The sequence below is a fragment of the Bacillus sp. FSL M7-1020 genome (assembly GCF_038050415.1).
Classification (GTDB): domain Bacteria; phylum Bacillota; class Bacilli; order Bacillales; family Bacillaceae_G; genus Bacillus_A; species Bacillus_A toyonensis.
Window position 1 is genome coordinate 891,802 of the sequence record NZ_JBBOTW010000001.1, and the last position, 26,262, is coordinate 918,063.

The window sequence follows — 26,262 nt, forward strand, 5'->3', positions numbered from 1 at the left end:
TATTGGATCTGTTCATAAAGATTTTTGTTACTAGAGCATTTTTCTTTTCGTTCTTTCATTCCATTTTTATTCTTTTTCTTTTTAATGCTAATTCAGCTGCCATTTTCCCGTTATGTTGTCCGTGCTCTTTAACCCAATTTAGTTTTTCGCTAGCTGGCACATATCTATGGAAACCTAGAATTTCAGCCGCTCTCTCTTGTATCCACATATCCGATTCGTCCAAGAGGGGAAGTATTTCATGCAATTGTGCATAAGGAGTTAAAGTGATAATTGAAAATAAATATTGAGCTCTTTTTTCTTCCGTTAATTCAGGTTTTTTAAGAAGGTTTTTCAATTCTTCAATGGCTTGTACATCTTGCTGTAGTTGCAGTTCATCCGTATTTTCTTTGGAACAAGGATAATCTTTAACTTCTAATTGCAGTCTAAACGAAAGAAAAGGACTTACAGCAATTTACAGAGAAAACTAGAATAGGGGAGTTGATATGATGAAACAAAAATCTCGCTTCTATTTTATAATATATCCACTAATCACCTTCTTGGTTTATACACTATATCCGATTTTATTTCACAAAAAAGAACATACGAGCATGAAGGATATATTGGGAATGATTGTAACGTATTACATTTTAATTAGTGGATATTACTTTATTGATTTTTTAAGTGAAAGAATAAAGAAAAAAGGTAAAGAAAAACAGTAAAGTTTCACTATTTAAAAGCTGATGGAGGATAACAAAATGACCGAAAGCGAAATGAAATTTAGGGATACGAACATTCGTAACTTTTTCGATAAAGAGAATCGTTTAAAATCGATTCTCTTTATCGAAAAAGTTAGTGTTATTAGAACATTTGATTAGCAAGTTAAACGTTGAAAATCAATATACAGAGAAAGAAATAAATGTGTTCATAAAACAATATCATGATGATTTTTGTACGATTAGAAGAGAATTTATCGTGCATGGGTTTATGGATCGAGAGGATAATATGTACCATATAAATGGGAGAGAAGTTTGGACGAAGTGGGAGGAGTTATAAATGTAATGAGTAATTCCTAGTTTGCCTCTCTTATCTAAAGAAGGAAATATTATGGGCTTTGGTGGTAGTTGCGGTGAATTTGCTTTATTAGTTATATTGTTTATTTTATTAATCATCGTTGGAGCTGCTTGCTTTTGCTAAAAACTATGGAAAAGACACTCTTATAAGAGTGTCTTTTCTTTATGAAGACGTAATCCCACAAAAACATTTATTTATGGGGGCTTGCCAAATACTCATCAACCTAAGAAAATAGATCACTCCATAATGAAAAATTCACGTTTTTACAGTTAGTACTGAAAATTCGGCTCATCCTTTTCGTTTTAGAAAAAGTAATATTTTAAGTTGATAGATGTGTAATATTACCTATATTGTAACGTATAAGTGAATTTAATGACTTTAACTATACTTTTGTTTCGTTTCATTTAAAAATATTACGATTATATTACAAAAACTATTGATTATATCTAAATAGCGTAATATAATACTGTTTGTGGAAATAAAAACAAAAATTATTCATTATTTGGGGGATATGGAAAATGAAGAAAGTTATTTTACCAGTTTTAATGTCTGCTATGGTTATAGTTCCGGCAGTATCACATGCTGAAAAACAAGATAATGTGAAACAGACTACTGCAAAAGCAGAGCAGACAATTCAGCAAAGTGGTTGGGTAAAAGTAGGGGATACATGGTATTTCTATGACCAAAAAGGTATGAAGAAAACAGGCTGGTTACAAGATGGTGGAAAATGGTATTATTTTGATGGTAATGGAAAAATGCAAACAGGTCATATTGTATATCAATATGAGGGTTACTTACTGGGAGCAGACGGTACAATGTATGCCAATGAAGGTTGGATTCAGTATGGTGGAAAGTGGTATTATGTACATCAAGGTGGAAAGCTACATTACGGATTGCTTGAATATAATGGGAAAACTTATTTTTTAAATCCAGATAATGGGCAGATGTTTACGAAAGCTTGGATTGGGGAATATCATACAGGCAATTATTTTCTCGAAGATGGATCAATGGCAATAGGTTGGACTTCAATTGATAATAAGTGGTACTATTTTAACGATAAGGGGCTTAGTTATAATGACTGGCTAAGCTATAACGGAAGCTGGTATTATTTTGTAGGTGGTAAGATGCAAACAGGTTGGGTACAAGATAATGGAAAATGGTACTACATGAATACAGACGGCACAATGAAAACAGGCTGGGTAAAAGAAAATGGAAAATGGTATTATCTGAACTCAAATGGCACGATGAAAAGTTCAGAAAATGGATGGAAAGACTGTTGGTTAGATGAAGGAGGAAAGCGCTACTTTTTCGATGACAGTGGTGCTATGCGTACAGGGAAACTAGCTGAAGGCGGCACTTCATGGTATTTTAATCCAGATGGATCTATGGTGACTGGATGGAAAATAGTGGATGGTGACTGGTATTACTTTGATGAGAAAAGTGGAGCGAATCATGAAGGTTGGTTAAACTACAATGGCAAGTGGTATTACTTTTATGATGGCCCAATGACAACTGGTTGGGTACAAGTGAATGGCACATGGTACTACTTGAATGAAGATGGAACGATGAAAACAAATTGGTTACAAAAAGATGGAAAATGGTACTATTTACAATCCAATGGTGCAATGGCAGTGGGCAAACATTTCATTAATGGAAAATGGTATTCATTCAAAAATGATGGCGTTATGATGTAACAAAGATTTTTAATTGAATAAATGACAATAGATATCTATTTTAAGATATTTCTATGATGAAAAAAACACCTGTGAAGGTGTTTTTTTTCATCTTTACAGTTAGTTATTACTTATTCCTCTTATTCTTGCACTTTTCGTTTTCACTAGTTTATTAGCGAGCATGGCTGGATTTATGCAGGAAATATCTAAACTGTAAGGATATGTGGGAAGTAGAATTATAAAACTTTTGTTTCCAATCTTTCTTTCTGACGAAGATGATGTGCAAAATGCATAGAAATGAGCTGAAACCATTCTGCCGCATTTAAGTAACCAAGCCCAGGGTGTTCGACTTTACAAGCACTTCGAATAGAAGTAATTGTTGGTTCAATGTCTTTAACAACTGTAATTAATTTCAGAAAACGCTCTTGTACTTCTTCTTTGTTAATTGGATTTTCTGGCGTATATCCAGGATGATTTGGTACTTTGATTTGTATGTCTGGGAAAGCACCAAGTTTATATACTTTTTCATCCATATCCGTTTTTTTGTTAGTTACTGATGGTGTTTCGCCTTTACATTTTGTGATTGCATCTAATTGCATGTATGTGGAAGCAATTAGATGATTATACATTTGACCGAGAGACCATTCCTCACTAGAAGGCTTCATCCTAAATTGCTCTATAGAGTATTTTTCTAATTCCTCTATGTAGTACGCTGCTAACTCTTCAAAATTCTTCATATCACTAACTCCTTTTTATGAAAATGTATTTGTTACTACCTACTATAAAGAAGTAATGCTGACAACATTATGTCAGTAGTGAAATATAAAAATTAAAGTTTTAACATTTTTTTTGCTTCATCACGGATTTTCTCAGAAAGAATTTTTGGCTCAAGTACTTGCACTTGGCTCCCAAAGCTTAATACCCACTGAAATACTTCGTCTATGTTTCTTGATTTCAAAAAGACATGGAAACCATTATCTTTATGCTCGTATGAATCTATAAAAAAGTATCGGGATTCAATAATTTTATGTGCAATATGAGTTGGAAACAATAAATGAATCGTAACAATACGATTGTTTTCAGGTTGATAGTCTTGTAAAGAAAAGTCTTTCGGTTTTGTAAAAAATTCTTGTTTTTGCTGTAATGTATCCATACGGTCTAAACGAAAATTACGTATTTGTTTCCGAAGTAAGCAATGAGCAACGATGTACCAAATTCCTGAAATATTGACTAAACCGTAAGGATGAACAGTCCGCTCTATTTTTGTGGTTTCTCTTGGCTTACGATAAGAAAAAGAGATAGCTTGCTCGTTTTGAATTGCTTCTTGTAGCAAGAAAAGTTGGTTCTCTAGTTTTTCTTGCTCGGCTTGCTGGTTTGAAAATATAGGAGAAAGGAAACGGAAAGTACCTCGTAATCCCTCAACTTTCTTTTTTTGATCAGTAGGGAGGATAACCTCAAGTTTCTCTTTTGCTGATCGTGCATGTACAGAAAAAGAAGAAGTGAAAGTTTTCTCGATATAATCACCGCCTAATAAAAGAGTAACAGCCTCTTCAGGCGTAAGTTGAATGGGTGGTAAGAAATAACCATCCATTAATGAATAGCCGTAGCCAGGCATTGAATAAATAGGAACACCCGATTCGTTAAGTGCATCCATATCTCGATAAATAGTTCTTATACTAGTTTCGAATTTTTCAGCCAAGCTTTGTGCTGTAACAGTTTGTCTTCTTTGTAATTCAATTAATATCGCTAATAAACGATCTGTCCGATTCATGGAATATCACCTTCAAATTTTTATAAATATACCTACTGTAAATTTCTAAAAGCAGTATAAATTCCCCTGCATTAACAGACTTTTTCCTATGTATAATATTAATATAGTAAAATCATAACAACCGATATTGCAGTTTCCAATAATATACTATATAATCAATTTAAGAAAACGTTTTCATGCAAAGGGGGAGAATTTCGTGTCGACTATCGAGGACGTGGCGAAATTAGCGGGGTTATCAAGGACAACGGTTTCTAGGGTGATCAATAATCATCCATATGTTTCAGATGAGAAGAAAAAAAGGGTTCAATTAGCAATGAAGCATTTAGGCTTCGTTCCTAATTCTGCGGCGAGAAGGCTTCGTAAACAAAAAACAGAAACAATTGCGGTGCTTGTTCCAAGGATTACAAATCCTTTTTTTAGTAGATTTATTGAAGCAATCGAGATTGCTGCTTCTGAGCATAAATATAAACTGATTATTTGTCAAACAAGATATTTACCAGAAAAAGAGATGGAGTATTTACAATTATTATCTACGAAACAAGTAGATGGGATTATTCTATGTTCACTAGAAAATCCATGGGAAGATGTAGAGCCGTACTTACAGCACGGTCCAATCGTGTTATGTAATGAATATATTGAGGAAGCAAATGTTCCAACAGTGAAATTTGATCATGCACAAGGAGCATATATAGCTGCCAATCATGTATTAGAACAAGGATATCGTAATCTTATTTTTTGCCGTGGTAACGAAACCAAAGTTGTTAGCCAACAGCGGAAAATGGGCTTTTTACGTGCAATAACTGAGAAGAGCCGCCAAGTAGAAGCGATTGATTTTCTTGAAAACGCTTTCTCTTGGGATGATGGGAAGCGAATATTCCATGAAGTATTAAAGGACAAAAAAAATCCTACCGCGATTTTGGCAGGAGGCGACGAGGTTGCAGCTGGAATTATCTCAGAGGCGAAGCGCCATAACTGGAGTATTCCAGAGGATCTCGCTGTTATCGGTTTTGATAATCAAATTTTATCGCAGATTACTGAGCCAGGTATTACGACAATTGAACAGCCAATTGATGAAATGGCTCGAAAAGTTGTCGACCTGATGATGGATAAAATCCATACGAAAAATTATCGTAAAAAAGAATTGTATGAGTTTGAACTGGAGCTCTTGGTGAAAGGTTCAACGATGAAGGATACGATGTTATTAGCCTAGTAGACTATGTCTGCTAGGTTTTTTTTCTGTTCACAAACTACTACTCTTCGTGAACGCAGTCATCACATTTGTTATGGTATGCTTCGTGCTGCTCATCAATTTCTTTCCCGCAGTGCGCACAAGTTTTCGTCGGTAAATTTCTGAAAAACTCCATTGGTTGATCGATCATGTCAATTCCTCCATTTCCATTTCTTACTATCATTGTATTAGTACAAAAAAATAAAAGTCAACAACTGTTTTATAACAAATTGAAAATTAATGAAAAAGTTTAGGAAATGGATTATAGTTAACAATGTAGGATGTAAGTAAAAAACTTTCTCAAGTACGGAGAAAAACTGCATTCCTACTCGGTTTTAGAAAGGATGGATACATATGAAAATGACTGTTGTCGGCTTTTGGGGCGGCTTTCCAGAAGCGGGAGAAGCAACGTCGGGGTATTTGTTTGAACACGATGGTTTTCGTTTACTTGTAGACTGTGGTAGTGGTGTACTAGCACAGCTTCAAAAATATATAACACCATCTCATATAGATGCAGTTGTACTTTCGCATTACCACCACGATCATGTTGCAGACATTGGGGTATTGCAATATGCGAGATTAATTACAAGTGCGACAAAGGGACAACTACCGGAATTGCCAATATACGGTCATACGTTTGACGAGAATGGATTCCATTCTTTAACGCATGCACCGCATACGAAAGGAATCGCGTACAACCCAGAAGAAACACTTCAAGTTGGACCTTTTTCTATTTCATTCTTAAAAACTGTTCATCCTGTTACATGCTTTGCGATGCGTATTAAAGCTGGTAGTAACGCTGTAGTATATAGCGCTGATTCCAGTTATATTTCTGAATTCATTCCATTCACAAAAGATGCTGATCTTTTCATTTGTGAGTGTAATATGTATGCACACCAAGAGGCTGCAAAAGCAGGGCATATGAATAGTACAGAAGTGGCAAGTATTGCGAAAGATGCGAATGTAAAAGAACTTTTATTAACGCACTTACCGCATATAGGAAACCCATCTGATTTAGTAACAGAAGCAAAACAAATTTTCAGTGGCCATATTACGTTAGCTCATAGTGGCTACGTATGGAATTCATGAGGTGATACGATGTTATTTATTGATAATAAAGGGATTACAGATCCTAGAATAAACTTAGCGATTGAAGAATATTGTGTGAAGAATTTAGATATTAACGAAACATATTTACTGTTCTACATTAACGAACCTTCCATTATCATTGGTAAAAACCAAAACACAGTAGAAGAAATTAATGCAGATTACGTAAAAGAAAAAGGTATTCATGTCGTTCGTCGTCTATCAGGCGGGGGCGCGGTATATCATGATTTAGGAAACTTAAACTTCAGCTTTATTACGAAAGATGATGGAGACAGTTTCAGCAACTTCAAAAAATTCACAGAGCCTGTAACGAAAGCGCTTGGTAAATTAGGCGTAAATGCAGAACTAAGTGGTCGTAACGACATTTTAGCTGAAGGTAGAAAAATTTCAGGTAACGCGCAGTTCTCAACGAAAGGTCGTATGTTCAGTCACGGTACGTTACTATTTGACTCTGAAATCGATCACGTCGTATCGGCATTAAAAGTAAAAATGGATAAGATTCAATCAAAAGGAATTAAATCAATCCGTAGCCGCGTTGCGAATATTACAGAGTTCTTAAACGAAAAAATGACGACAGAAGAGTTTAGACAACTTCTTCTAGAAACCATTTTCGAAGGTGAAACAGAAATTCCAACGTACGAATTAACAGAAGCGGATTGGAAAGAAATACATAAACTTTCTGAAGAGCGCTACCAAAATTGGGATTGGAACTACGGAAAATCTCCGAAGTTCAACTTACAACATTCACACCGCTTCCCAGTTGGACAAGTTGACGTTCGTCTTGAAGTGAAAAAAGGAACAGTAACAGAATGTAAAATTTACGGTGACTTCTTCGGATCACTAGATGTTCATGACATTGAAGAACGCTTAACAGGCGTACAGTTCGATAAAGATGCATTCACTGCAGCTTTAGAAGGCGTAGATATCGCACGCTACTTTGGTAATATTACAACAGAAGATTTCTTACATTTATTCTTCTAAAAATGGGGGAGGCTGTCATAAAGGGCAGCCTCTTTCTTTTTGTGTGGATTGTCACTTTTGGTTTTGAGTTGCGGCTAATATAATTTCACTTATCACAAATATCTTCCTCAAAACACCACTCACGAGTCATCTGCCCCTTATAAAGGAATATACATAATAAAAGGAGGTGGATCAAAATGAAAAGAATAATGTGCGTTGTATTATTGCTCAGCTTCCTCATCGGGATGACAGCGTGTAACGATGAAACCTCCTCAAGTCGTACAACTTTATCTATTGGAAAACCAGCGAAGGATAATGTTATATATTATACGCATACGGATAACAAACGAAAGATAGATGATATACAAACTATGTTTCAAAGTAAGAAATGGAAAAGAAATGAAATGTTTAGTACTGTTGGTAAAATACCAGATGTTGTCTTGTCTATAGATGAAAACGATACAGGGTTACCGACAGTATATGTTACAGTGTACTTTCATGAAAATGGAGCGGACGCGATAAACTTGTATGGAGAGCATACAAGTTTAAATAAAGAAGAACTTGAAAAGCTTAGAGAAAAGATAGGTGCATATTATCCTAAAATGATTTCTGTCCTCGTTTAATAATTTGCTGGTAAGTGAAATCACTATATTTTTCCAAAGTTATTCAATAGGAAGTACGCCGTGTATATGCAGTTAATAGGATATTACTTGCCACTTTAATTTTCTTTTAATATAATTAATTTAGAATTTTTAAATATTCTAAATTTTATAAAGGTGGGGTTTGTGTGAATCTCGTTCAATCTTTGGCTGAAACGGCAAAACAGAAGGGGGATAAACCGGCTTATGTTTTTATGGATCAGTCGGTCTCGTATGACCAATTAAACAAAATGGTCACAAGGTTTTCTAGCAATTTAGCAGAAATGGGCATTGGAAAAGGGGACAATGTCGCATTAGTTGTTGGGAATTCACCACATTTTTTAGTCGGTTTATACGGAACAATGAAAGCTGGGGCAACTGTTATACCAGTTAATCCAATTTATACAGCAGACGAAATGCATTATATTTTACAAAATGGAGATGTAAAAACAATCATCGTACTCGACGTCCTTCTACCTGTTATACAATCTCTTACAACAAGACTTCCTTCACTAGAGAACATCATCATATGCGAAACCTCATCAGATTTTAATCATATAGAAACCGAAAAAATGAAAACGTTTACTAGTTTTATAGGAACTGGAGATGCGACTTACGAAGGTCCGGAACTAGATGAAGAAGATGTAGCGGTTATCCTCTACACTTCAGGCACAACTGGAAAACCAAAAGGTGCTATGTTAACAAATAAAAATTTATATAGTAACGCAAGCGATGTGGCGTCGTATTTACAATATACGGCCGATGATCGCGTCGTTGCGGCACTGCCTATGTTCCATGTATTCTGTTTAACAGTTGCGGTAAATGCACCGATTGTGAACGGGGCAACGATTTTAATGTTACCGAAATTTAGTCCGAAAGAAGTGTTCCGTATTTGTCGTACGTATGAACCAACGATTTTTGCTGGCGTACCGACGATGTACAATTATTTATATTTATTTGAAGAAGCAAGCGCAGAAGATGTGAAGACGCTTCGCCTTTGTATTTCAGGTGGTGCGTCAATGCCTGTTGCTCTTCTGCAAAACTTTGAAAAACGTTTTGACGTAATTGTTTCAGAAGGATACGGTTTATCAGAAGCATCACCAGTTACTTGTTTCAATCCGTTAGATCGCCCGCGTAAACCAGGGTCAATCGGCACAAATATTTGGCATGTAGAAAATAAAATTGTGAATGAACTTGGGGAAGACGTACCAGTCGGCGCAGTCGGTGAATTAATTGTTCGTGGACCTAATGTTATGAAGGGTTACTATAATGCACCAGAAGATACAGCTGCGACATTAAAAGATGGCTGGCTATATACAGGAGACTTAGCGAAAATGGATGAAGAAGGTTACTTCTATATCGTTGATCGTAAAAAAGATATCGTCCTAGTTGGTGGTTATAACGTCTACCCTCGTGAAGTAGAGGAGGTACTATATACGCACGAATCAGTAGCTGAAGTTGTCGTAATTGGTGTACCAGACGAAAACTTAGGAGAAGCAGTGCGTGCTTTCGTCGTTCTGAAACAAACGAACGTAACAGAAGAAGAGCTGATGCATTATTGCACGTTACATTTAGCAAAATATAAAGTGCCAATGAGCATAGAGTTTTTAACAGAATTGCCGAAGAATACGACGGGTAAGTTGTTAAGAAGAGCTTTGAGAGAAAAAGCGATGCAAGTGTAAGAATGGGGGGCAACCAGCTTTATGAAGTTGGTTGCCTCTATTTTTTTGCATTGGTTAAGCTATGACGCCATATATTTAAACCGTAATATGACTAGTAGGGAGGAGATATACATGGAGCAGAAGGAATTACGTTTGCGGCGAGTGCAATATCTTATTTGTGACATTATGGATGAAATGAACGCTGAAAATGAGAAGAAAAACTTAGAAACACTGCAGAAAGTAATTGACCAGCTTTCAGGAGCAATTGGTGATTTAGTAGATCCATCTGGTACGTATTCAATTGATTATTTGGAGAGGAAAGTTCATACAGCGCACTATTTATTATTTAAAAATGATCGTAAAGCATATTTGTGTAATAAATAAACATTCATCATTTGATGGGGTGTTTATTATTTTTGATATTTATTGATAATTATTATTAATAAAAGGATGAGTACAATGGGTTTAAGACGATAAATTAATCTGCTTATAATTGTACTTATAAATAATAAAGCTCGAAATAAAAGCCTTGCTACACGTTTGTAGTAAGGCTCTTTACAGTTGTTTTGTTCTTAATGAATGAAAGCACCTGCCACTTTTTAGTTGGAAAAGTTACTCATTAGAAGTGTTATTAATCGCTTGAATAGCAAGTTCCAAAGATTTAATCCTTCTTTCTAAAAGAGTTCTTTGAGGACTACCAACCTTTGACTTAACGTAAATTTTTTCAATTGATGGAAGCAAACCGATAAGAACATTGCGAGCTTCTGCTAAATCTTCCTGGTTGTAATGATGAGGTTTTTGATTCCAAACACTATCTAGCATTGCTAAGCCGATACAAGCTGCCTGGAGGCGTTTCTTTACTAACGTAGTATTTGAGCCTTTCTGAGTCATTTGTGACAAGGCACTTTCGAGTTTACGGATTGTTGACTGTAAGGATTTTATTGATTCCTCTTTATGTAAATCTGATACGTTTTCCATGTTAGTACCATCCTTTCTTCGTTTTTAAATGATTTTGTTTAATACGTGATAAAATCGTTAAGGACAGAAACTTACTCGCAATATTTTAACATAAATAATGAACTTTCTTTGAGAGGGAGTCTTAAAGAGCTAGCTCAATTGTTGAAAGTAAGGTAACGAACTATAAAAACCGAACCGTCATCTAAGTGGCGGTTCGGTTTTCTTTATTTTTTCTCTACCAATTTTTTATTCTTCCAATCTAGTGTAAATGATTTATTAAATGTTTTTTGATCAACATCTTTTACGTTGTTTCCAACCCAACCTGCATCGCAACATATTCAATATCAATATCAATTTCGCCTAACACGTAAGATTCTAAAATGCCCATTACAGCAGTTCCTAAAAATTTTAAAACGCTGTGCTTATCAATGTTTTTATTGTGAAGATTGCTGTGCTTAATATTTACGTTAAACGTGCATAACAAGTTATAATAGAAGAAATCAATAAGGAGGCTAGCTGTGAAGAATCTTCGTTATTTCAATATATTTACTATGTTAATTATATACACGCTACTTATGTTTTACATCGGCTGGAACGGATGGGTTTGGCTTCATGCAGTATTTGGCTGGGAGTCCTGGGGGTATTATGCTTTCGTAGTCGGATTTATTTCTTATGCGTATATTCTCGTGCAAGTGTTTAAGTTTCTCCCATTCCTTCGAACGATTGGTTCAATTTGGTTTGCAGTCATACAATACGCCCTTATGTTATTGCCGTTAGCTGATATAACAGTCTTTCTTTTACAGTTTTCGGTTGAGAAAGAAACAGCAATTATTTGGACAGGGGCGGCTGTGTTAGCTGCGTTTATCTTTATCTTTGCATATGGAGTATTTAATGCGTATAGTCCAGTAGTAAGAAAATACGAAGTGCACATACCGAAAAAGGTAGAGGGGCGTAAAAGTTTACGTATTGCGATGGCTTCTGATATGCATTTCGGTAAACTGTCTGGCGTTTCGCATTTGAAAAGACTTGTTCGTCATGTAAATGAAATGGAACCTGATATTATTTTACTGCCAGGTGATATTATCGATGATCATCCAGGAGTATTCATTCAAAAAAACATGGGTCATATTATGAAACAAATGAAAGCTCCATTAGGCGTATATGGTGTTTTAGGAAACCATGAGTACTACGGCAGAGCGGTTCCAGAGTTTTTACAAGAGATGGATAGGATTGATATTCGTATTCTTTTAGATGAAGTGATCACAATTGAAGATGACTTTTATCTCGTTGGAAGAAGAGATAAAACAGAGCGAGATCGCCAAAGCTTTGAACAATTAATGAGTACGGTAGATAAATCGATGCCTGTTATCGCAATGGATCACCAGCCATTCGAGTTAAAACAAGCAGCGGCGGCAGGTGTAGACTTATTATTATCCGGTCATACGCACCGCGGACAAATGGCGCCAAATCATATTGTAACGAGAAGAATGTACGAGCTAGACTGGGGATACGCACAAAAAGGCGCATTCCACGCAATTGTTTCTTCTGGATTCGGATTTTGGGGACCGCCGCTTAGACTTGGTAGTAGGTCGGAGATTGTGCAGGTAGAAGTTACGTTTGAATAAGGTTAAATAAAAGGGATTATACATGATTAATATGTGTAATCCCTTTTATTTTTTATTTCGTAATCGCGACCTTTACTTGAATATAATCTCAATTAGTTGTTGTGGATGTGCATTAATTAATCCATGAACAATAATAATTACCCATACCTTGCGATAACGCGCCCACAAATATCCAAGGAATAGACCTACGATACTATGGTTCACAATAACCGTAGCTGTATCAATATCCCAATGACCAGAGCCGTGTAATGCAATATGCCAGCTTGCCCATAATAATGATGTAAGAAGTATAGCCGGCCAAGTGCCTAGTAATAGTTCCAAACGTGTTTGCAACCAAACTCTATAAAAAAGCTCTTCCAGTACACTATTTATAAGAAATCCTACAAGTAAAATTAAGATTAAAATCGCGGGTTCCATTCTCGCTGAAACAAATGGTGTAGAGAATGTAGAAAAGAAGTTGAAGTAACCCCAGACTATAATGACAATAAGTGGTGTAAACCGATACCATCTATTACCTCCCGTTGATTTTACAGGCTTTTGTCGTTCTTTTTCGGGGTTACTTTTATAAAACAAAAGAAGCATGAATGGAGTGAATAATAATAAAATAATTTTAAATATCATAAACCACAATTGTAATGTCATTCCTTTAAAGTTCGTGGTGAGGAGACAAATTGTGAAGAGGAAGCCACTCAAGAATAAAATAACAGTTTGAATTATGATGCGCCTTAGTTCAAATTGTTGAAGGGGATTATAGTTTTTATGATGAGATGGTAAGAAACGAACAAGGAGTATACCGACAATAACAGGGATCCACTTGTTCCAAAAAGGCAGTGTGCCCGTATGATCCCCACTGTAACGAATGTTTGTTTCTCCGATCCATATAAGCCAAAGAGATGAAAGCAAAATAAGAAGTATAATGATTCCACCAATGAGCTTCCCCGCTTTTGGAAAATAACTACCCATAGTTATCCGACCTTTCATACTATAATGGTGAATCGATTTTCAATTATTTCTGTTTTTAAATGAATATGCATTTATAAATCTATTAAAACAAAAAAGAAGAACTGTGGAAATATTTTAATTTTTATGATTTAACTTGATGAGAATAGAGGACCGCTTTTTTGAAAACAGAACGTTCATATTGGAATGACAGAATAGCATATTTACTCTTCTTTAAAAAAGAGATACTATAAAAAGACTCTGCTTGAAAAGGGGGACTGTAAGTGATCATATCAGATGTACTATACGGAGAATTTGAAGTAGATCAAGTGTTAGAAGAATTAATTTTAAGTAAACCAGTGCAAAGGTTGAAGGGGATTCATCAAGCCGGAGCAAGTTACTTAATGAATGAGAAATGGAATGTAACGCGATTTAATCATTCAGTTGGTGTTATGTTGTTAATAAAAAAACTAGGTGGTTCGGTAGAAGAGCAGATTGCTGGTTTACTGCATGACGTATCACATACTACTTTTTCTCATGTAATGGATTACGTTTTTGATAATATGAATGAAAGTTATCATGAAGAGATATTTAGTTCTGTTGTGAAAAACTCAGAAATTCCAGCAATTCTTTCAAAGTATGGTTATAACTATGAAGATATTTTGTTAGATGATTCGAAGTGGACGTTACTGGAAAGATCCGCGCCGGAATTATGTGCAGACCGGGTGGATTACACATTACGAGATATGTATACATACGGATATGTTTCTTTAGAAGAAGTTCACAATTTTTTATCGGATGTCATCGAAGTAGATGGGAAAATGGTTCTTCAAAATATCAAAATGGCAGAATGGTTTACAGAAACGTATTACAAAGAAGTAATCGATTTCTTTATGCAACCAACTAATATTTACGGAAATGATATGTTAGCTAAGACGTTAAAGTTAGCTCTTCATAAACAAGTTATTCATGCAGATGATTTTCTTCTTGAAGATCATGAGCTTATAGTAAAATTGCAGCTATGTAACGATTCAGAAGTACATGCTTTATTAAGAAAAGTCCATCCAAATGTAAAAGTAAGAGAAGATAGAAGTGAGTATGATTTACATCAGAAAAATAAAGTCCGTCTTATTGACCCGCCATTACTTCGTGAAGGGAAAATCATTCAGTCATCTGTCGTATCAGAAAAAATAAGAGAGATGAGCGATATCGCTTATGAAAAATCGGTGAGAGGGATGTATGTGAAAGTGATTTCTAATTAAAAAGAAGTAGAGCATCACTTTTGGATGCTCTACTTCTTTCCTGTTAATTATCAAACCAATTCCACATCTCAATATCTCCAAGAGTCGCATAACGTACGTGCGGGGAGTTTTGTAATTTTAATAACTCTTTCGATGGGCCAGTAATAACAATTCCGTATACTTTTACACCGTTATCTTTTACATATTGATAACGTTTATCTAAGTTTAGTTCTTTCTCAGAAAGCGCAGCTATTTTGCTTACTGTTTTTTTATGGATAGAAAGGACGCGCATCATTTCGATTACTTGATCTTCTTGCGTTTTCTGCTTGTCAGTATCATTATCGAGGAATCTTACATGTTCTGGAAATCCTATAGCTTCTCCGCCATGTAGGATATAGTCATCTACATTTTTTCTGTCTTGCCCTGTATCTAAAGCGTACCATACAGGAGTTGGAGGGAGTTCTTGTGCTTCAAATATGCTATATAAAAGCGGTTCTAATTCTTTTAAAGTGTAAGATTTATCAAAAGAAATTGCTACTTCTGCAACGGTTCCATCATGTACTTTTGCAAGTGTATCCCATACTTTTTTTGAGGAATCCTTTAAATAATCACCCTGCTTTGTTTTAGGATGAACAAAGAAAAGCTTTGGTTGATAGAACGGATTCATCCAAGTTTGTTTCGTGACATCTACAGATGATAAGAAGCTTTTTGTTTCTACTGTACCGAGTGGCATTTCTTTTTTACCGACGGTTCTTACTAAATCAAAGCTGCTGTTCGTACGGAAAAAAGCTTCTACACTTGTTCCGCCCCCCATAACGCGGCTATTTGGGATCGTTGCTTCAAGTGCAAGTGAAGGAACCTCTCTAATTTCTTCTAGCCTTTTATCATTATTAGCTTGAAAATAAAAGGCTGATAATACCCCACCGATTATATATATAACGATGCAAATGGATAATATAAAACCAAACGTTTGTAATCGATGTTTCCACTTAATTCTCCAAAAAGGAACTTTAAGATCTTTTGGCGGTAATTTTTTCTTTACGGGTTCACTCTTCGTAAGCAATTCATCTAAATGAGCTTCACATTCTGCACAAGTTTCTATATGACTTTCTAACTGTTCTTGCTCATCACGTGTGAGCGTTCCTTTTTCATATTTCTCCCAAAGTTTTTTAAACTCTGCACAACCCATCTGTATCACTCCTTTATGCTTTTTGCTTCTTTTCGTCCGCGGTGTAATTCAATTTTTACTTTCGCTAATGAGAGACCAGTCATTTCTGCTATTTCCTTATAGGAGAATCCGTAGTAATCTCGTAGTAACAGGACATTTCGTCTTTCGAGCGGAAGAGAAGATAAACCTTCTAACCAACTAGCAATCTCATGTTTTACGAAATAAGAGTGCTCTGTACTTGGCACGTGTGGTAAATGGAATTCTTCAATTTTCGTTGTTTTATATTTTTTCTCTTTTCGGTACCAATCGATAAAGGCGTTGTAGGCAATTGTAAATAACCAAGGTCTAATTTCTTCTCCTTTATAATAGTCAATATGGACGAGCATTCGGTAAAATGTTTCTTGCATAAGATCTTCCGCGTAGTGGGAATCTCCGGTTAGGGAGAGAAGATAGCGAAATAAATCATGCATATGATCTGAATAAATGTCTTCTAATGATTGTTTGCGTTTCACTAATTTCCCTCCCTTCATACATAACAACGAAATACATATAAAAAAGTTACATTTGTTTTTAAAATTATAGTAAAAAACGTCAAGAATTGGATAGGATTCTCTTTTATCATAATACATATAAGGCGGGTGAACAGAGATGGAAAGCTATGAAACACAAATTCAAAGGTCCATTGATTATATTGAGGAGGATGTAATGGAAAAACAGACGCTGCGTAATTTAGCTCGCATTGCAGGTTTTTCTGAGTCGCATTTTCATCGTGTATTTCAGGCGTTAGTAGGTGATACAGTAATGGAGTATGTTCGAAAGAGGAGGTTAGCCCGGGCAGCTTATCAACTTTCTCATACGGATGAAAAAGTTATTGATATCGCGTTTGAGCATGGCTTTCAATCTCATGAAACGTTCACGAGAGCCTTTAAAAAATTATTTCAAATGACACCGAGTGAATATCGAAAACAAGAAATTGAAACACCGATGTATTACAGTGTGAATGTAAAACAAAGAAAATTAAATCCGTATTTAGGGGGCATACAAATGGAATATCGTATTGTAAATAAACCAGAATTTTTAATGGCAGGTTATGAACTGAAGACGACAAGTAAAGAAGGGAAAAACCACCAAGACATTCCAGCATTTTGGCAAGAATATTTACAAAAAGATCTTGGAACAACGATTCCGAATCGTAAAGATACGAGCCAATGGGTAGAACTTGGATTATGTACAGATTTTAATTTAGAAACAGGGGACTTCACTTATATTATCGGAATGGAAGTTACAGACTTTGAAAATGTACCAAATGAGGTTGCAAAGCGTACTTTCCCGGCAGCAACATATGCCGTATTTACAACACCGAAAGTTCCTCATGCAGAAATGGTGTCGTCTATTCATCAAACGTGGAATGCAGTATTTTCAGAATGGTTCCCGCATTCAGGATATGAACATTGCGGCGTTACAGAGTTTGAACTATATGATGAGCGTTGCCACGAAGATAAGAGTGAGTTCGCTCAAGTAGAGCTTTGGATACCGGTGAAGAAAAAATAATAATAGGGTAAAAGCGAATCATTGGGAGATGGTTCGCTTTTTAATAAAGGGGAAATGGGAAGATGTTCAAAAAACTAGAATGTGTATCTATACATACGAAGGATATAGAGAAGTCGGTTTCTTTTTATAAAGAAATGGGAATGAAGCAAAACTGGATTATAGAAAGAGAACTAGAAGAAGGGGTTATTTGGACGTTAATAGGATTGAAGTTTCTAGATGAAAAAAGTTCGGAGTTAGTAATAAGTAATCATCCGGATATTAATTTTATGGAAGTCGAAGTATTAGTAGAAGATGTACAACAAACGTATGGAAGTTTAAAAGATAATAAAGATGTAAAATGGATTCGTGAACCATTTCCAACAGAATCAGGACATGTTGCGGTAATGGAAGCGCCTGATGAGAATGTGTTTGTGTTAGTAGGGAAATAGGAGAGAAGACATAGTAAAAATTAACATGGACTTCGTCAAAAGCTTGAATATTTAAAAGAAGAGTTAGAAATACCATACCCATCGGAAGATATAGAAAGAATTGAAGAGGAATATAAGACAGATTCTTTTGTGGAGGATTTTTACAGTTATACGTCATTAATAGATGGGAATTTGAGTTATGTTCTTTTTTCTAAAAAAATTCTGGAATTACAAAGAGAGTTGTTGTATAAAAGCTTTTTACAAGCGTATCCAGAATATTTATTTATAGGTATATGGAACAATATGTGGAATTGAATCGCCAACTAAGCATATATGAACAAATCCGGAAGTTATTAATTGTTATAATAGAAGAGTATTAAAGAAAAGGTGCTTTTGTAAAGCACCTTTTTTATGAACGAAACGGAAATACAAGAACAATCGTCGTTCCTTTCCCGAGTTCACTATCAATAGAAATTGTCCCGTTATGGGCATGAACGAGCTGTTTCGTAATGGCGAGACCAAGTCCAGTTCCGATGTTGCTTTCTTCTGTATTAGTCCCTCTGTAATATCGCTCGAATAAAAGTTCTTTCGTTTTATCGTCCATTCCTTTTCCGTTATCTGAAATAGATAGTGTAAATGAATTTACATCCTGCGAAAGCTTTACGATTACATTTGTCGTTTCATTATTATGTTTCACAGCGTTTGCTAGTAAGTTTTCGATAATACGCTGGAACCATTTTTCTTCAATGAAATATTGAATTTTATTTGAGCTCGGTACGAATTCAATATTTTGATTTTGCAGTGTCGGATTATTAATAAATTGTAATAATACTTTTTGGACGAATTGATTCATTTCAATGTTTACGTGCTGGGCAGGAAGGCTGTTATTTTTTAATTGATACGTTAAGCTTAAATCGTCAATTAGTGTAGTCATATATTGAGATTTCTCTTTCATAACGCTGCCGAATTGCTGAATGTCACGATCAGTCCAGTTATACTGCTTTGATTCTAGTAATAATGCGTAGCCATATATAGAGCTAAGTGGTGTTTTTAAATCGTGCGTTAGACCGGTAATCCATTCTTCACGTGTTTGCTGCAGTACTTGCCTCATCGCATCATTTTTTTTGAGTGTAATTGAAAGGTGCTCTAGTGAGCTAGTAACATCTCTAAATAAGCGAAATGACCATTTTTCTTTACCAGATCGCCTGAATCGAACTGGTTTTCCTTTTTTACTAACAGGCTCTTCATATTTTCCACCAGCGATATTTTTAAGCCAACGCATTGCGTGTAGTAACGGTTTCCCAAACTTATTTCCGTACCAAATAGATAGAATGACTAAATAAACAAAGACGATAAGAAGGATTAATCCGCATCCGATTAGAAACTTCTTAGTAAATACATCCTCAATTTCGTCATCTGGGTAGTATCGTTCATTTTTTGCTGTAACGACGAGAAGCTGACCACTATTTGCATCGTAAAAGCTAGACGTGTTTTCTTTATGATTCCACGGTTCTTTTTCGTTAAGAGCAGTCTGTATTGTAGAAAGTGTTTTTTTCTTTCCAGTTGGATAGGAAAAAACCTCTTCGCCACTATGATTAAATATTTGCAGCGTTGCTTTTTCTTTAGAGAGTAACTGTTTTTCTTGTTCTGTTAATGTGAACGAATCTGTAGGTACAGAAGAGTGTTCTTTCTGAATTGTTTTTAGTAATGCATTACTTTTTAACATACCGCCGTAAATAACAAGTACGTTTTTTTCTTCTACTTCAATTTCCCAATATGTAAATGTATAAGGGCTTTCTATATGATTCTGTATATGTGCGAGTAAAGATGTTTTCGTATAAGAAGTTGGGACATCACTTGGTGTATTAAATTGATAGAGGACTTTCCCGTTTTCCTCTACAATCTGAATCCAATCATTTTTCTCTTTAATTAAATCTTTTACTTCCGTTTTTAACGTAATATCGCCATCTTCTGAAGAGATATATCTTGAAATTGTAAAACTATCAGAATCCGGAATATTAGGTTCGTATGAAATACTAGTAACAAGAAAAATTAAATAAGTGAAAGCAGCGACTACAGCAATAAGTAATGTAACTAAAACAAAAACGTGTTGCAGTATAAATTGGATGATAAGTCGTTTATTAAGATTCATATTGTCACCCTACTTTGTAACGAACTTATAGCCAAGTCCGCGAACAGTTTTTATGTATTCTGGTTTACTTGGGTCTTGTTCAATTTTTTCGCGTAGCTTTCGAATGTGGACCATAACAGTATTGTCATCGCCATTATAGGCGGGTGCTCCCCAAACTTTTTCGTATATTTCTTCTTTCGAAAATACGTAGTTCGGATTCTCACAAAAGAAGAGTAGTAGTTGAAACAGTTGAGCGGAACATTCGACAACGTGTCCATTTACTGTAAGTTCTGCGGAATGTTGATCAATTTCAAATCTCCCAAATGAAATGGAGTGTGCTTTTTGTTCGTGTGGTACGGTTTGTTTCATATGTCTTCGAAGTTGTGCTTTCATACGAGCTACGACTTCTAATGGATTAAATGGCTTCGTAATATAATCATCTGCACCGTATGAAAATCCAGATATTTTATCTAGATCAGATGCCTTCGCTGATAGGAAGAAAATCGGACAATCTGTTTGTTGGCGAATAATTGGACAAATATCAAAACCAGATTGTCCAGGAAGCATGACATCTAAAATAATTAAATCGTAATTGTTTTGTTCGATGAGAGATAAAGCTAATTCAGCTGATGTTGCAGTTGTAATATGAGAAAAACCTTCTTTTTCAAGAATGGTAGTTAGTAGTTGTAAAATTGCTGTTTCATCATCGACGAGTAATATATTTGCTTGATACATAAGAATCCCCCTTAATTTCCTCGAATATCATATCATCTTTTTGTAACATATGGAATTTTTAAGGAAAATTTAAGGTTTTCTTTTATAAAAAATTAAGAATCAAATGATATGATAAAAGTAACATAGGGGAGGAGATGAGTGTGAATCCGTTTCAAATGATGCGAGCTAGATATTTTTTAATTGTATTTGCACTATTAATTTTAGTAGCGAGAAGTAGTGAAAAATTGCTAGAAAGTACATTTCATATACAAAATTCATCTTTTATAAATATACTTATATTTTATATCCTTCCGATTGCATGGATTTTTTATGAGTATAGAAAGCACCGTGTTTCATTTTCATTATTTCTTAATAAAAATGAAACATTTAACTTGGTGCAAGTTATATACATTACGATTATGTTGTGCATGTTCAGTTACGGGTATCTGATTTTATACATGTACAGCTTTGCATGGATTACACCAGATTTTATTATGAATGCTTTACACAAACCGATTGTAGATAGTGCCGGGGGATATATATATCAATTTATTATGGTTGTATTTATCGCACCTATTATTGGAGAATTTGTTTTTCGTGGATTTTTACTTCAGCGCTTTGCTGCGAAATGGGGAACGAGTATAGCGATGATTGCAGTGGCACTTTTATTTGCGATATTACATGTCGATTTTCTCGGTGCCGCCGTATTTAGTATCGTATTATCAATCGTATATATTCGTACGAAAAGCTTACTCATGCCAATTGCGATACATATGTTAAATAATACATTTGTACTTTGTGCATCGTTCCTAGTAAGTAGAGAAAAGATCATGAGTTTTGCAGATTTCTCAAACTATACGACGTTCTTTCCAGGACTGATTATTTTTATAACAGGATTAAATTTAGTACTCATCTTTTTATTTGTTAACCGCAAATACTGGAGTAAAGAAGTGCCAGTTATATACGCAGAGCAGGTAGAGAGTTTTGCAAATGTAGTGGGAGATAAATGAGACGAAGAAAACGATTGAAAAAATATTGAAAGACATTATAGATGCTACGTCTATTACAGATATGTGTGATAAAGGCTTTTGTCATTGGCTTTTTAACCTGTAGTAGATACAATTGTGTTTCCGGAGTATTACTTATTTTCTAGTACTCATTTAAAAGAAAATATTATTTCTCTTCTTATTGTATTAGGGATTTTAATAATATTCGGTCTAATGTTAGAAGTAATGATGAAGCGTATCTTCAGAAAAAATGAAGAGAAGTATGTGCGGGTTCATAAAGTATTCGCGAAAGTAATGGGAGCTTTCCTTTTGTTTTATGGTATGAAAACAATCATTTACTTTATAGCTTTGAGACATCATTAATTCTAAATTTGAAAGGAATGTATAAAATTATATGAATGAAACAATATCATCAAATAAGTTTTTTTATTTGATTTTACTTAGCATAGTGCTAATAACGACAGTAAATGTTATTCTCCGCTGGGAGGAAGCCTACTTTTTCATGTATTTAGCGCTCCATTTATTAGGGGTCTTATGTATAAGTGGTGGCATGGTTACTGAAAAAAAGGGTGACGAAAGTGTTAACTATATGTGTGTGATCGGTCTTGTTTTACTTTTAGCTGTACAAGGTATTATGAAATATAGTTCTTTTTCGGTACAAGATTTCAGTTTGTTAATAGATGTACTGCCTTAAGGGGGATAAGTATTTATGTTATCGAAGAAACAAATAGGGTATATATTTGTTTTAGTAGGTTTTTTTACGATTATTATAACGACGCTATTTTTTCAAGACTATGAATATGTAAAAGGCGCTGGTTTAATGTGCTGGTTTGTAAGTGCTTTTCTTATTCCGAATTATGAACCGAGGAAAGTGTCTAAAAATAGGTAAAACTCTTCTTATGTAGAAGAGTTTTTTTTATCCCGCATTAACGGGCAGTAAGACTCCCACCTCAAAATTCAGTGACAGCAAAGAAGTTAGGCGAGGGATCAACTGCCCGTAAAAGCCCGATTGGTGAAGGCTAATAATCAGTGGGGGGATGAAGAAAACCCCCACTGATTAAAGTTTCACTTTATGTAAATAGAAGGCTCTCGAGCAATTCTCGTAATTAGCTTGTTCTAATTTAGCGTGTACGAACTTACAATAATAATAGACAGGCAGCATAGAGGAGGGAATAACGTGAGGAAAGTTATTGGGTGGTCGCTTTTTTTGTACGTTGGATTTGCGTTATTTATATATTGGTATTTATTTGGATGGAATCATGAACTCATTCCGGACATGTATAAAGGAACGAGTGCAGATCCAGAAACCTTTATGAATGCGAAAGAGCTTACGCTAAGCCAAGATTATTCGCGCGTGAAAAATTTACTGTTCTTTTTAGCGACGCCTCTTGAATGGATTATTTTATTATTTGTACTCGTGCTCGGTATTTCAAAAAAGTTTGAGAAATGGTCAACGGAAACGACTAAAATAAGTGTCTTACAAGTTGCGATTTATTTCTTTTATTTATCATTACTCACAACGGTACTGGCATTACCGATGCAATGGATTGGGCGTAAAGTGTCGGTTGATTACGGTATTTCCACGCAAAGTACACAAAGCTGGATAAAAGATCACGTTATCGATTTTTGGGTTAATTATGCGACGATGTTACTCATTGTTACAGTTCTTTTATGGCTTATCCGTAAATTCCCGAAGAGATGGTGGCTAGCAGGATGGGCACTCTCTGTACCATTTACAATCTTTTTAACGTTCGTACAGCCTGTTATTATTGATCCACTTTACAATGACTTCTCGACGTTGAAAAATAAAGAGTTAGAAACGAAAATTTTAGCGATGGCAGACAAAGCTGACATTCCTGCTAAACACGTATATGAAGTAAATATGTCGGAAAAAACGAATTCGTTAAATGCATATGTAACAGGAATTGGCCTTAACTCGCGTATTGTAATGTGGGATACAACGCTTAAGCAATTAAAAGATAAAGAGATTTTATTTATTATGGCCCATGAAATGGGACATTACGTAATGAAACATATATATTGGGGCGTTGCGAGTTATATTTTCATATCGTTTATAGGTATGTATGTAATTAGTCGTATTTTAAATATGTGTATTCGAAAATGGGGAGATACGCTGCAAATTTCCAAAATGGCATGTTTTTCAATTTTACCTTTGTTTTTCTTAATTTCCTCTTTATTATCTTTTGCATCACAACCAGCAACAAACTACGTTTCACGAATAGAAGAACGAGCGGCAGATCAATATGCTTTAAATATGACGAAAGATGGGAAATCTGGTGTGAGAACTTTTCAATATTTATCAAAAACAAGCTTAAGCCAAGTGAATCCACCTGTGTTAGTCAAATTTTTCTTATACACACATCCACCAATTTTCGAAAGAATTCATACGTTTGAACAATATGAGGAACAAAAAAACAAGAAGTAGCGATTATGCTACTTCTTTTTTATAGAAATATAAGTTTGGTATTGGGAATATTTATCATTGCTTTTTATTGAGATTTTGTAAATAATAAGCTATAAAATTCTAAAAATCTATATATAAAGGAATAAAGGTGGAAATATGTATTTTTTACAAAATTTAAAAGTGAAACATAAATTATTCTTACTTATCTCATTAGCAGTTTTGGGCATGACAATTATGAGCTGTGTAGCAATTAATTCTATTAATAAGATTAAGCGCGATACAGAGATTGTAGTAGATGATTATCAAAATTCTGCAGTTATATTAGAAGGTATGCTTCGTACACAAAATTCACTAGAATATAACTTACTAGAATTAATTACAACGTCACAGAATGAGGGGACAAATAAAGAAGGGATTATTAGTAATGTTGAAAAGGATCTTAAAAAATATGATTCTTTATTAAAAGAATATGATGATGGCGTTAATTTAAGTAAGCAAGAGGATGAGCTGTTTCAGAAGATGAAGAAATCTTTGCCAAGTTATATGGAGACATATAAGAAGTTGTTTGACAAAGCGAAGGGAACAAATGAATCTCAAATGGTAAACGAATTTCAAAAGGACTTAAAACCGAAGGGAGTAGAGTTAGCTGGTTATGCTGTAGATTTAGAAACTTATGTTTCAAACTTAGCTGACCAAGTATTTAAAGATTCTCAAAAAATGATAGATCGCTCTGTTATTACCTTTATCATTCTTGCAGTAGTTACTACAATCATTATATGTATAGTAAGTTATATTATTAGCAAACTTATAGTTGCTCCTTTACAAACGGTTAGTCGTATGATGGAAAGAGCAAAAGAGGGAGATTTAACTGTACATGGTGATTATAATGCTAAAGATGAATTAGGTGTATTAGTAAGTGATTTTAACGAGATGATTGCAGGGCTAAGAACAAATATGCAAGAAGTAGAGAATAATATTCAGCTTTTATTCCAACATGCAGACGGAGTAGTATCTGCATCAGAAGTATCTAGCGGTGCAGCAAAGAAAATCACTATGGATATTGAAGAAGTTGCCAATGGCGCAGAGAGCCAAATGCAAGCAATGGAACAAACTGCGGGTGCGATGGAAGAGTTGACACAAGGAATGCAGAGTATAGTGAATACATCATCCTCTGTAAATGAATTGTCTGCTCAATCAGCACTAGATGCAGAGAGTGGTAACAAATTAATGAAACAAATGATTCAACAGATGGATACAATCCAAAATTCAGTACATAGCGGTGTGAAACAAGTAGAGACTATGAAAGAACAATCAGAAGAAATTGTTAAAATCATTGATGTTATGCAAGGTATTACCTCTCAGATTAACTTATTAGCATTAAACGCCGCAATTGAGGCTGCACGTGCTGGAGAAAGTGGTAGAGGATTTGCAATTGTGGCAGATGAAGTACGAAAATTAGCAGAACAATCTAGTGACTCTGCTAAACAAATTGAGAAGCTTATTACTCAAGTTATGGGAACAACGAATCATACGGTACATATGATGGGGAAAGTAGATAATGAGGTACAGGCAGGTACACAAGTAGTAATGCATACAGAAAAAGTATTTGGAACTATTACAGAAAAAGTGCAGCAAGTATCTGAGCAAATTCAAACGGTATCTATGTCTACAGATGAAATTGCAGCGAGTAGTGAGGAGATTTCTGCTTCTACAGAAGATATGGCGCAAATTTCTCAAAGATCATCTGATCGAACTGATAGGGTAAAAGAGTCTATTCAACAGCAAGAAAAATCTGTTCAAGAGATTTCGACTTCAATTGAACATCTGCACAACGTAGCAGGAGGACTAAAACAGATAGTTTCCCAATTTACTCTTCAAAAATAGTAGAGTATATGTAAGTCTTCATAAATATATAGACCTCTCAATACATATAAAAAATCATCCTGTGGAATACAAAAGGATGATTTTTTATTATGAAAATTTTGTGTGGATGTCAATCGTTATATTCT

At 34.9% G+C, this 26,262-nt stretch carries 30 protein-coding genes and 4 pseudogenes; 23 read left to right on the forward strand and 11 right to left on the reverse strand.

The features are described 5' to 3' along the window. Nucleotides 1-55 precede the first annotated feature (55 nt). On the reverse strand, nucleotides 56-208 hold the full coding sequence (locus tag MHB70_RS04555; protein WP_015000210.1) for a LacI family transcriptional regulator: 153 nt from the start codon (nucleotides 206-208) through the stop codon (nucleotides 56-58). Between the two features lie 274 nt (nucleotides 209-482). On the opposite strand from MHB70_RS04555, the gene MHB70_RS04560 reads away from it, so the two are divergent. The 5 genes and pseudogenes from MHB70_RS04560 to MHB70_RS04580 all read left to right on the forward strand — a co-directional run. Then, entirely contained in the window at nucleotides 483-698 is a 216-nt protein-coding gene (locus tag MHB70_RS04560; RefSeq protein WP_000977615.1) for a hypothetical protein, read from the forward strand. A 36-nt stretch (nucleotides 699-734) separates the two neighbouring features. Continuing rightward, nucleotides 735-1,032 (forward strand): annotated as a pseudogene (locus MHB70_RS04565) (DUF2087 domain-containing protein). Nucleotides 1,033-1,083: 51 nt separating this feature from the next. Next, nucleotides 1,084-1,173: a YjcZ family sporulation protein gene (locus MHB70_RS04570; RefSeq protein ID WP_000505668.1), complete on the forward strand. Its 90-nt coding sequence runs from the start codon at nucleotides 1,084-1,086 to the stop codon at nucleotides 1,171-1,173. 395 nt (nucleotides 1,174-1,568) lie between these two features. After that, a complete protein-coding gene (locus tag MHB70_RS04575; RefSeq protein ID WP_000755824.1) occupies nucleotides 1,569-2,744 on the forward strand; it encodes an N-acetylmuramoyl-L-alanine amidase family protein in 1,176 nt (391 codons plus the stop codon). Nucleotides 2,745-2,853: 109 nt separating this feature from the next. Continuing rightward, nucleotides 2,854-2,940, forward strand: a pseudogene (locus tag MHB70_RS04580) (YIP1 family protein); the annotation flags it as partial. A gap of 19 nt (nucleotides 2,941-2,959) precedes the next feature. On the opposite strand, the gene MHB70_RS04585 reads toward MHB70_RS04580, so the two are convergent. Further along, nucleotides 2,960-3,460 (reverse strand): DinB family protein, encoded by a 501-nt coding sequence (locus MHB70_RS04585; RefSeq protein ID WP_061529378.1) that lies wholly within the window; start codon nucleotides 3,458-3,460, stop codon nucleotides 2,960-2,962. 92 nt (nucleotides 3,461-3,552) lie between these two features. Then, nucleotides 3,553-4,494 (reverse strand): helix-turn-helix transcriptional regulator, encoded by a 942-nt coding sequence (locus MHB70_RS04590; protein ID WP_061529377.1) that lies wholly within the window; start codon nucleotides 4,492-4,494, stop codon nucleotides 3,553-3,555. Between the two features lie 196 nt (nucleotides 4,495-4,690). Between MHB70_RS04590 and MHB70_RS04595 the strand changes: the two genes are divergently transcribed. Further along, the gene (locus MHB70_RS04595) at nucleotides 4,691-5,704 is read left to right on the forward strand and encodes a LacI family DNA-binding transcriptional regulator (protein ID WP_000103728.1); all 1,014 of its coding nucleotides are present in this window, start codon (nucleotides 4,691-4,693) and stop codon (nucleotides 5,702-5,704) included. A 40-nt stretch (nucleotides 5,705-5,744) separates the two neighbouring features. Here the strand turns inward: MHB70_RS04595 and yhfH are convergent, their stop codons facing one another. Beyond that, complete coding sequence (gene yhfH / locus MHB70_RS04600; RefSeq protein WP_000567010.1) at nucleotides 5,745-5,873, reverse strand: protein YhfH; 129 nt, start codon at nucleotides 5,871-5,873, stop codon at nucleotides 5,745-5,747. A 203-nt stretch (nucleotides 5,874-6,076) separates the two neighbouring features. Here yhfH and MHB70_RS04605 point away from each other — a divergent pair, with 203 nt between their 5' ends. From MHB70_RS04605 to MHB70_RS04625, 5 genes are all read left to right on the forward strand, one after another. Then, a complete protein-coding gene (locus tag MHB70_RS04605) occupies nucleotides 6,077-6,811 on the forward strand; it encodes an MBL fold metallo-hydrolase (RefSeq protein WP_000784683.1) in 735 nt (244 codons plus the stop codon). 9 nt (nucleotides 6,812-6,820) lie between these two features. After that, a complete protein-coding gene (locus MHB70_RS04610; RefSeq protein ID WP_000897263.1) occupies nucleotides 6,821-7,810 on the forward strand; it encodes a lipoate--protein ligase in 990 nt (329 codons plus the stop codon). A gap of 176 nt (nucleotides 7,811-7,986) precedes the next feature. Next, nucleotides 7,987-8,412 carry a hypothetical protein gene (locus MHB70_RS04615; protein WP_000822232.1) on the forward strand — a complete coding sequence of 142 codons (426 nt, stop codon included), beginning with the start codon at nucleotides 7,987-7,989 and terminating at the stop codon, nucleotides 8,410-8,412. A gap of 164 nt (nucleotides 8,413-8,576) precedes the next feature. Beyond that, nucleotides 8,577-10,109: a fatty acid--CoA ligase family protein gene (locus MHB70_RS04620; RefSeq protein WP_001055206.1), complete on the forward strand. Its 1,533-nt coding sequence runs from the start codon at nucleotides 8,577-8,579 to the stop codon at nucleotides 10,107-10,109. Between the two features lie 111 nt (nucleotides 10,110-10,220). Next, complete coding sequence (locus MHB70_RS04625; protein ID WP_000435466.1) at nucleotides 10,221-10,472, forward strand: hypothetical protein; 252 nt, start codon at nucleotides 10,221-10,223, stop codon at nucleotides 10,470-10,472. Nucleotides 10,473-10,700: 228 nt separating this feature from the next. Here the strand turns inward: MHB70_RS04625 and MHB70_RS04630 are convergent, their stop codons facing one another. Then, on the reverse strand, nucleotides 10,701-11,066 hold the full coding sequence (locus MHB70_RS04630) for a hypothetical protein (RefSeq protein WP_000432649.1): 366 nt from the start codon (nucleotides 11,064-11,066) through the stop codon (nucleotides 10,701-10,703). A gap of 280 nt (nucleotides 11,067-11,346) precedes the next feature. Next, the gene (locus MHB70_RS04635) at nucleotides 11,347-11,529 is read right to left on the reverse strand and encodes a hypothetical protein (protein ID WP_061529376.1); all 183 of its coding nucleotides are present in this window, start codon (nucleotides 11,527-11,529) and stop codon (nucleotides 11,347-11,349) included. A 34-nt stretch (nucleotides 11,530-11,563) separates the two neighbouring features. Between MHB70_RS04635 and MHB70_RS04640 the strand changes: the two genes are divergently transcribed. Further along, nucleotides 11,564-12,670, forward strand: a complete 1,107-nt coding sequence (locus MHB70_RS04640) for a metallophosphoesterase (RefSeq protein ID WP_061529375.1) — start codon at nucleotides 11,564-11,566, stop codon at nucleotides 12,668-12,670. Nucleotides 12,671-12,742: 72 nt separating this feature from the next. Here the strand turns inward: MHB70_RS04640 and MHB70_RS04645 are convergent, their stop codons facing one another. Next, the gene (locus tag MHB70_RS04645) at nucleotides 12,743-13,633 is read right to left on the reverse strand and encodes a CPBP family intramembrane glutamic endopeptidase (protein ID WP_000536084.1); all 891 of its coding nucleotides are present in this window, start codon (nucleotides 13,631-13,633) and stop codon (nucleotides 12,743-12,745) included. A 260-nt stretch (nucleotides 13,634-13,893) separates the two neighbouring features. On the opposite strand from MHB70_RS04645, the gene MHB70_RS04650 reads away from it, so the two are divergent. Further along, nucleotides 13,894-14,871 carry an HD domain-containing protein gene (locus MHB70_RS04650; protein WP_000587050.1) on the forward strand — a complete coding sequence of 326 codons (978 nt, stop codon included), beginning with the start codon at nucleotides 13,894-13,896 and terminating at the stop codon, nucleotides 14,869-14,871. Nucleotides 14,872-14,914: 43 nt separating this feature from the next. Here the strand turns inward: MHB70_RS04650 and MHB70_RS04655 are convergent, their stop codons facing one another. Both MHB70_RS04655 and MHB70_RS04660 read right to left on the reverse strand, forming a co-directional pair. Further along, nucleotides 14,915-16,039 (reverse strand): anti-sigma factor, encoded by a 1,125-nt coding sequence (locus MHB70_RS04655; protein ID WP_000501642.1) that lies wholly within the window; start codon nucleotides 16,037-16,039, stop codon nucleotides 14,915-14,917. A 5-nt stretch (nucleotides 16,040-16,044) separates the two neighbouring features. Then, complete coding sequence (locus tag MHB70_RS04660) at nucleotides 16,045-16,548, reverse strand: RNA polymerase sigma factor (RefSeq protein WP_002038125.1); 504 nt, start codon at nucleotides 16,546-16,548, stop codon at nucleotides 16,045-16,047. Nucleotides 16,549-16,666: 118 nt separating this feature from the next. On the opposite strand from MHB70_RS04660, the gene MHB70_RS04665 reads away from it, so the two are divergent. The 3 genes from MHB70_RS04665 to MHB70_RS04675 all read left to right on the forward strand — a co-directional run bounded on the left by MHB70_RS04665 (nucleotide 16,667) and on the right by MHB70_RS04675 (nucleotide 18,291). Further along, entirely contained in the window at nucleotides 16,667-17,569 is a 903-nt protein-coding gene (locus tag MHB70_RS04665) for an AraC family transcriptional regulator (protein WP_000446845.1), read from the forward strand. Between the two features lie 62 nt (nucleotides 17,570-17,631). Continuing rightward, the gene (locus MHB70_RS04670; protein WP_002109566.1) at nucleotides 17,632-17,997 is read left to right on the forward strand and encodes a VOC family protein; all 366 of its coding nucleotides are present in this window, start codon (nucleotides 17,632-17,634) and stop codon (nucleotides 17,995-17,997) included. A gap of 99 nt (nucleotides 17,998-18,096) precedes the next feature. Next, the gene (locus MHB70_RS04675; protein ID WP_230305545.1) at nucleotides 18,097-18,291 is read left to right on the forward strand and encodes a YxiJ-like family protein; all 195 of its coding nucleotides are present in this window, start codon (nucleotides 18,097-18,099) and stop codon (nucleotides 18,289-18,291) included. Nucleotides 18,292-18,385: 94 nt separating this feature from the next. Here the strand turns inward: MHB70_RS04675 and MHB70_RS04680 are convergent, their stop codons facing one another. Further along, nucleotides 18,386-20,128: an ATP-binding response regulator gene (locus tag MHB70_RS04680; protein WP_001052537.1), complete on the reverse strand. Its 1,743-nt coding sequence runs from the start codon at nucleotides 20,126-20,128 to the stop codon at nucleotides 18,386-18,388. 9 nt (nucleotides 20,129-20,137) lie between these two features. Beyond that, nucleotides 20,138-20,842, reverse strand: coding sequence for a response regulator transcription factor (locus MHB70_RS04685; RefSeq protein ID WP_000283866.1), 705 nt, complete (start codon nucleotides 20,840-20,842; stop codon nucleotides 20,138-20,140). A gap of 140 nt (nucleotides 20,843-20,982) precedes the next feature. Here MHB70_RS04685 and MHB70_RS04690 point away from each other — a divergent pair, with 140 nt between their 5' ends. The 7 genes and pseudogenes from MHB70_RS04690 to MHB70_RS31090 all read left to right on the forward strand — a co-directional run bounded on the left by MHB70_RS04690 (nucleotide 20,983) and on the right by MHB70_RS31090 (nucleotide 26,137). Continuing rightward, nucleotides 20,983-21,831, forward strand: coding sequence for a CPBP family intramembrane glutamic endopeptidase (locus MHB70_RS04690; protein WP_001067943.1), 849 nt, complete (start codon nucleotides 20,983-20,985; stop codon nucleotides 21,829-21,831). Between the two features lie 61 nt (nucleotides 21,832-21,892). Continuing rightward, nucleotides 21,893-22,191, forward strand: a pseudogene (locus MHB70_RS04695) (malate synthase). 31 nt (nucleotides 22,192-22,222) lie between these two features. Continuing rightward, entirely contained in the window at nucleotides 22,223-22,522 is a 300-nt protein-coding gene (locus MHB70_RS04700; RefSeq protein WP_002105543.1) for a hypothetical protein, read from the forward strand. Nucleotides 22,523-22,537: 15 nt separating this feature from the next. Further along, nucleotides 22,538-22,717: a hypothetical protein gene (locus MHB70_RS04705; protein WP_341343683.1), complete on the forward strand. Its 180-nt coding sequence runs from the start codon at nucleotides 22,538-22,540 to the stop codon at nucleotides 22,715-22,717. A 288-nt stretch (nucleotides 22,718-23,005) separates the two neighbouring features. Next, complete coding sequence (locus MHB70_RS04710; protein WP_001233277.1) at nucleotides 23,006-24,274, forward strand: M48 family metallopeptidase; 1,269 nt, start codon at nucleotides 23,006-23,008, stop codon at nucleotides 24,272-24,274. Nucleotides 24,275-24,409: 135 nt separating this feature from the next. Beyond that, a pseudogene (locus MHB70_RS31085) lies at nucleotides 24,410-25,189 on the forward strand (MCP four helix bundle domain-containing protein); the annotation flags it as partial. 156 nt (nucleotides 25,190-25,345) lie between these two features. Further along, nucleotides 25,346-26,137, forward strand: a complete 792-nt coding sequence (locus tag MHB70_RS31090; RefSeq protein ID WP_404841128.1) for a methyl-accepting chemotaxis protein — start codon at nucleotides 25,346-25,348, stop codon at nucleotides 26,135-26,137. Nucleotides 26,138-26,262 lie beyond the last annotated feature (125 nt).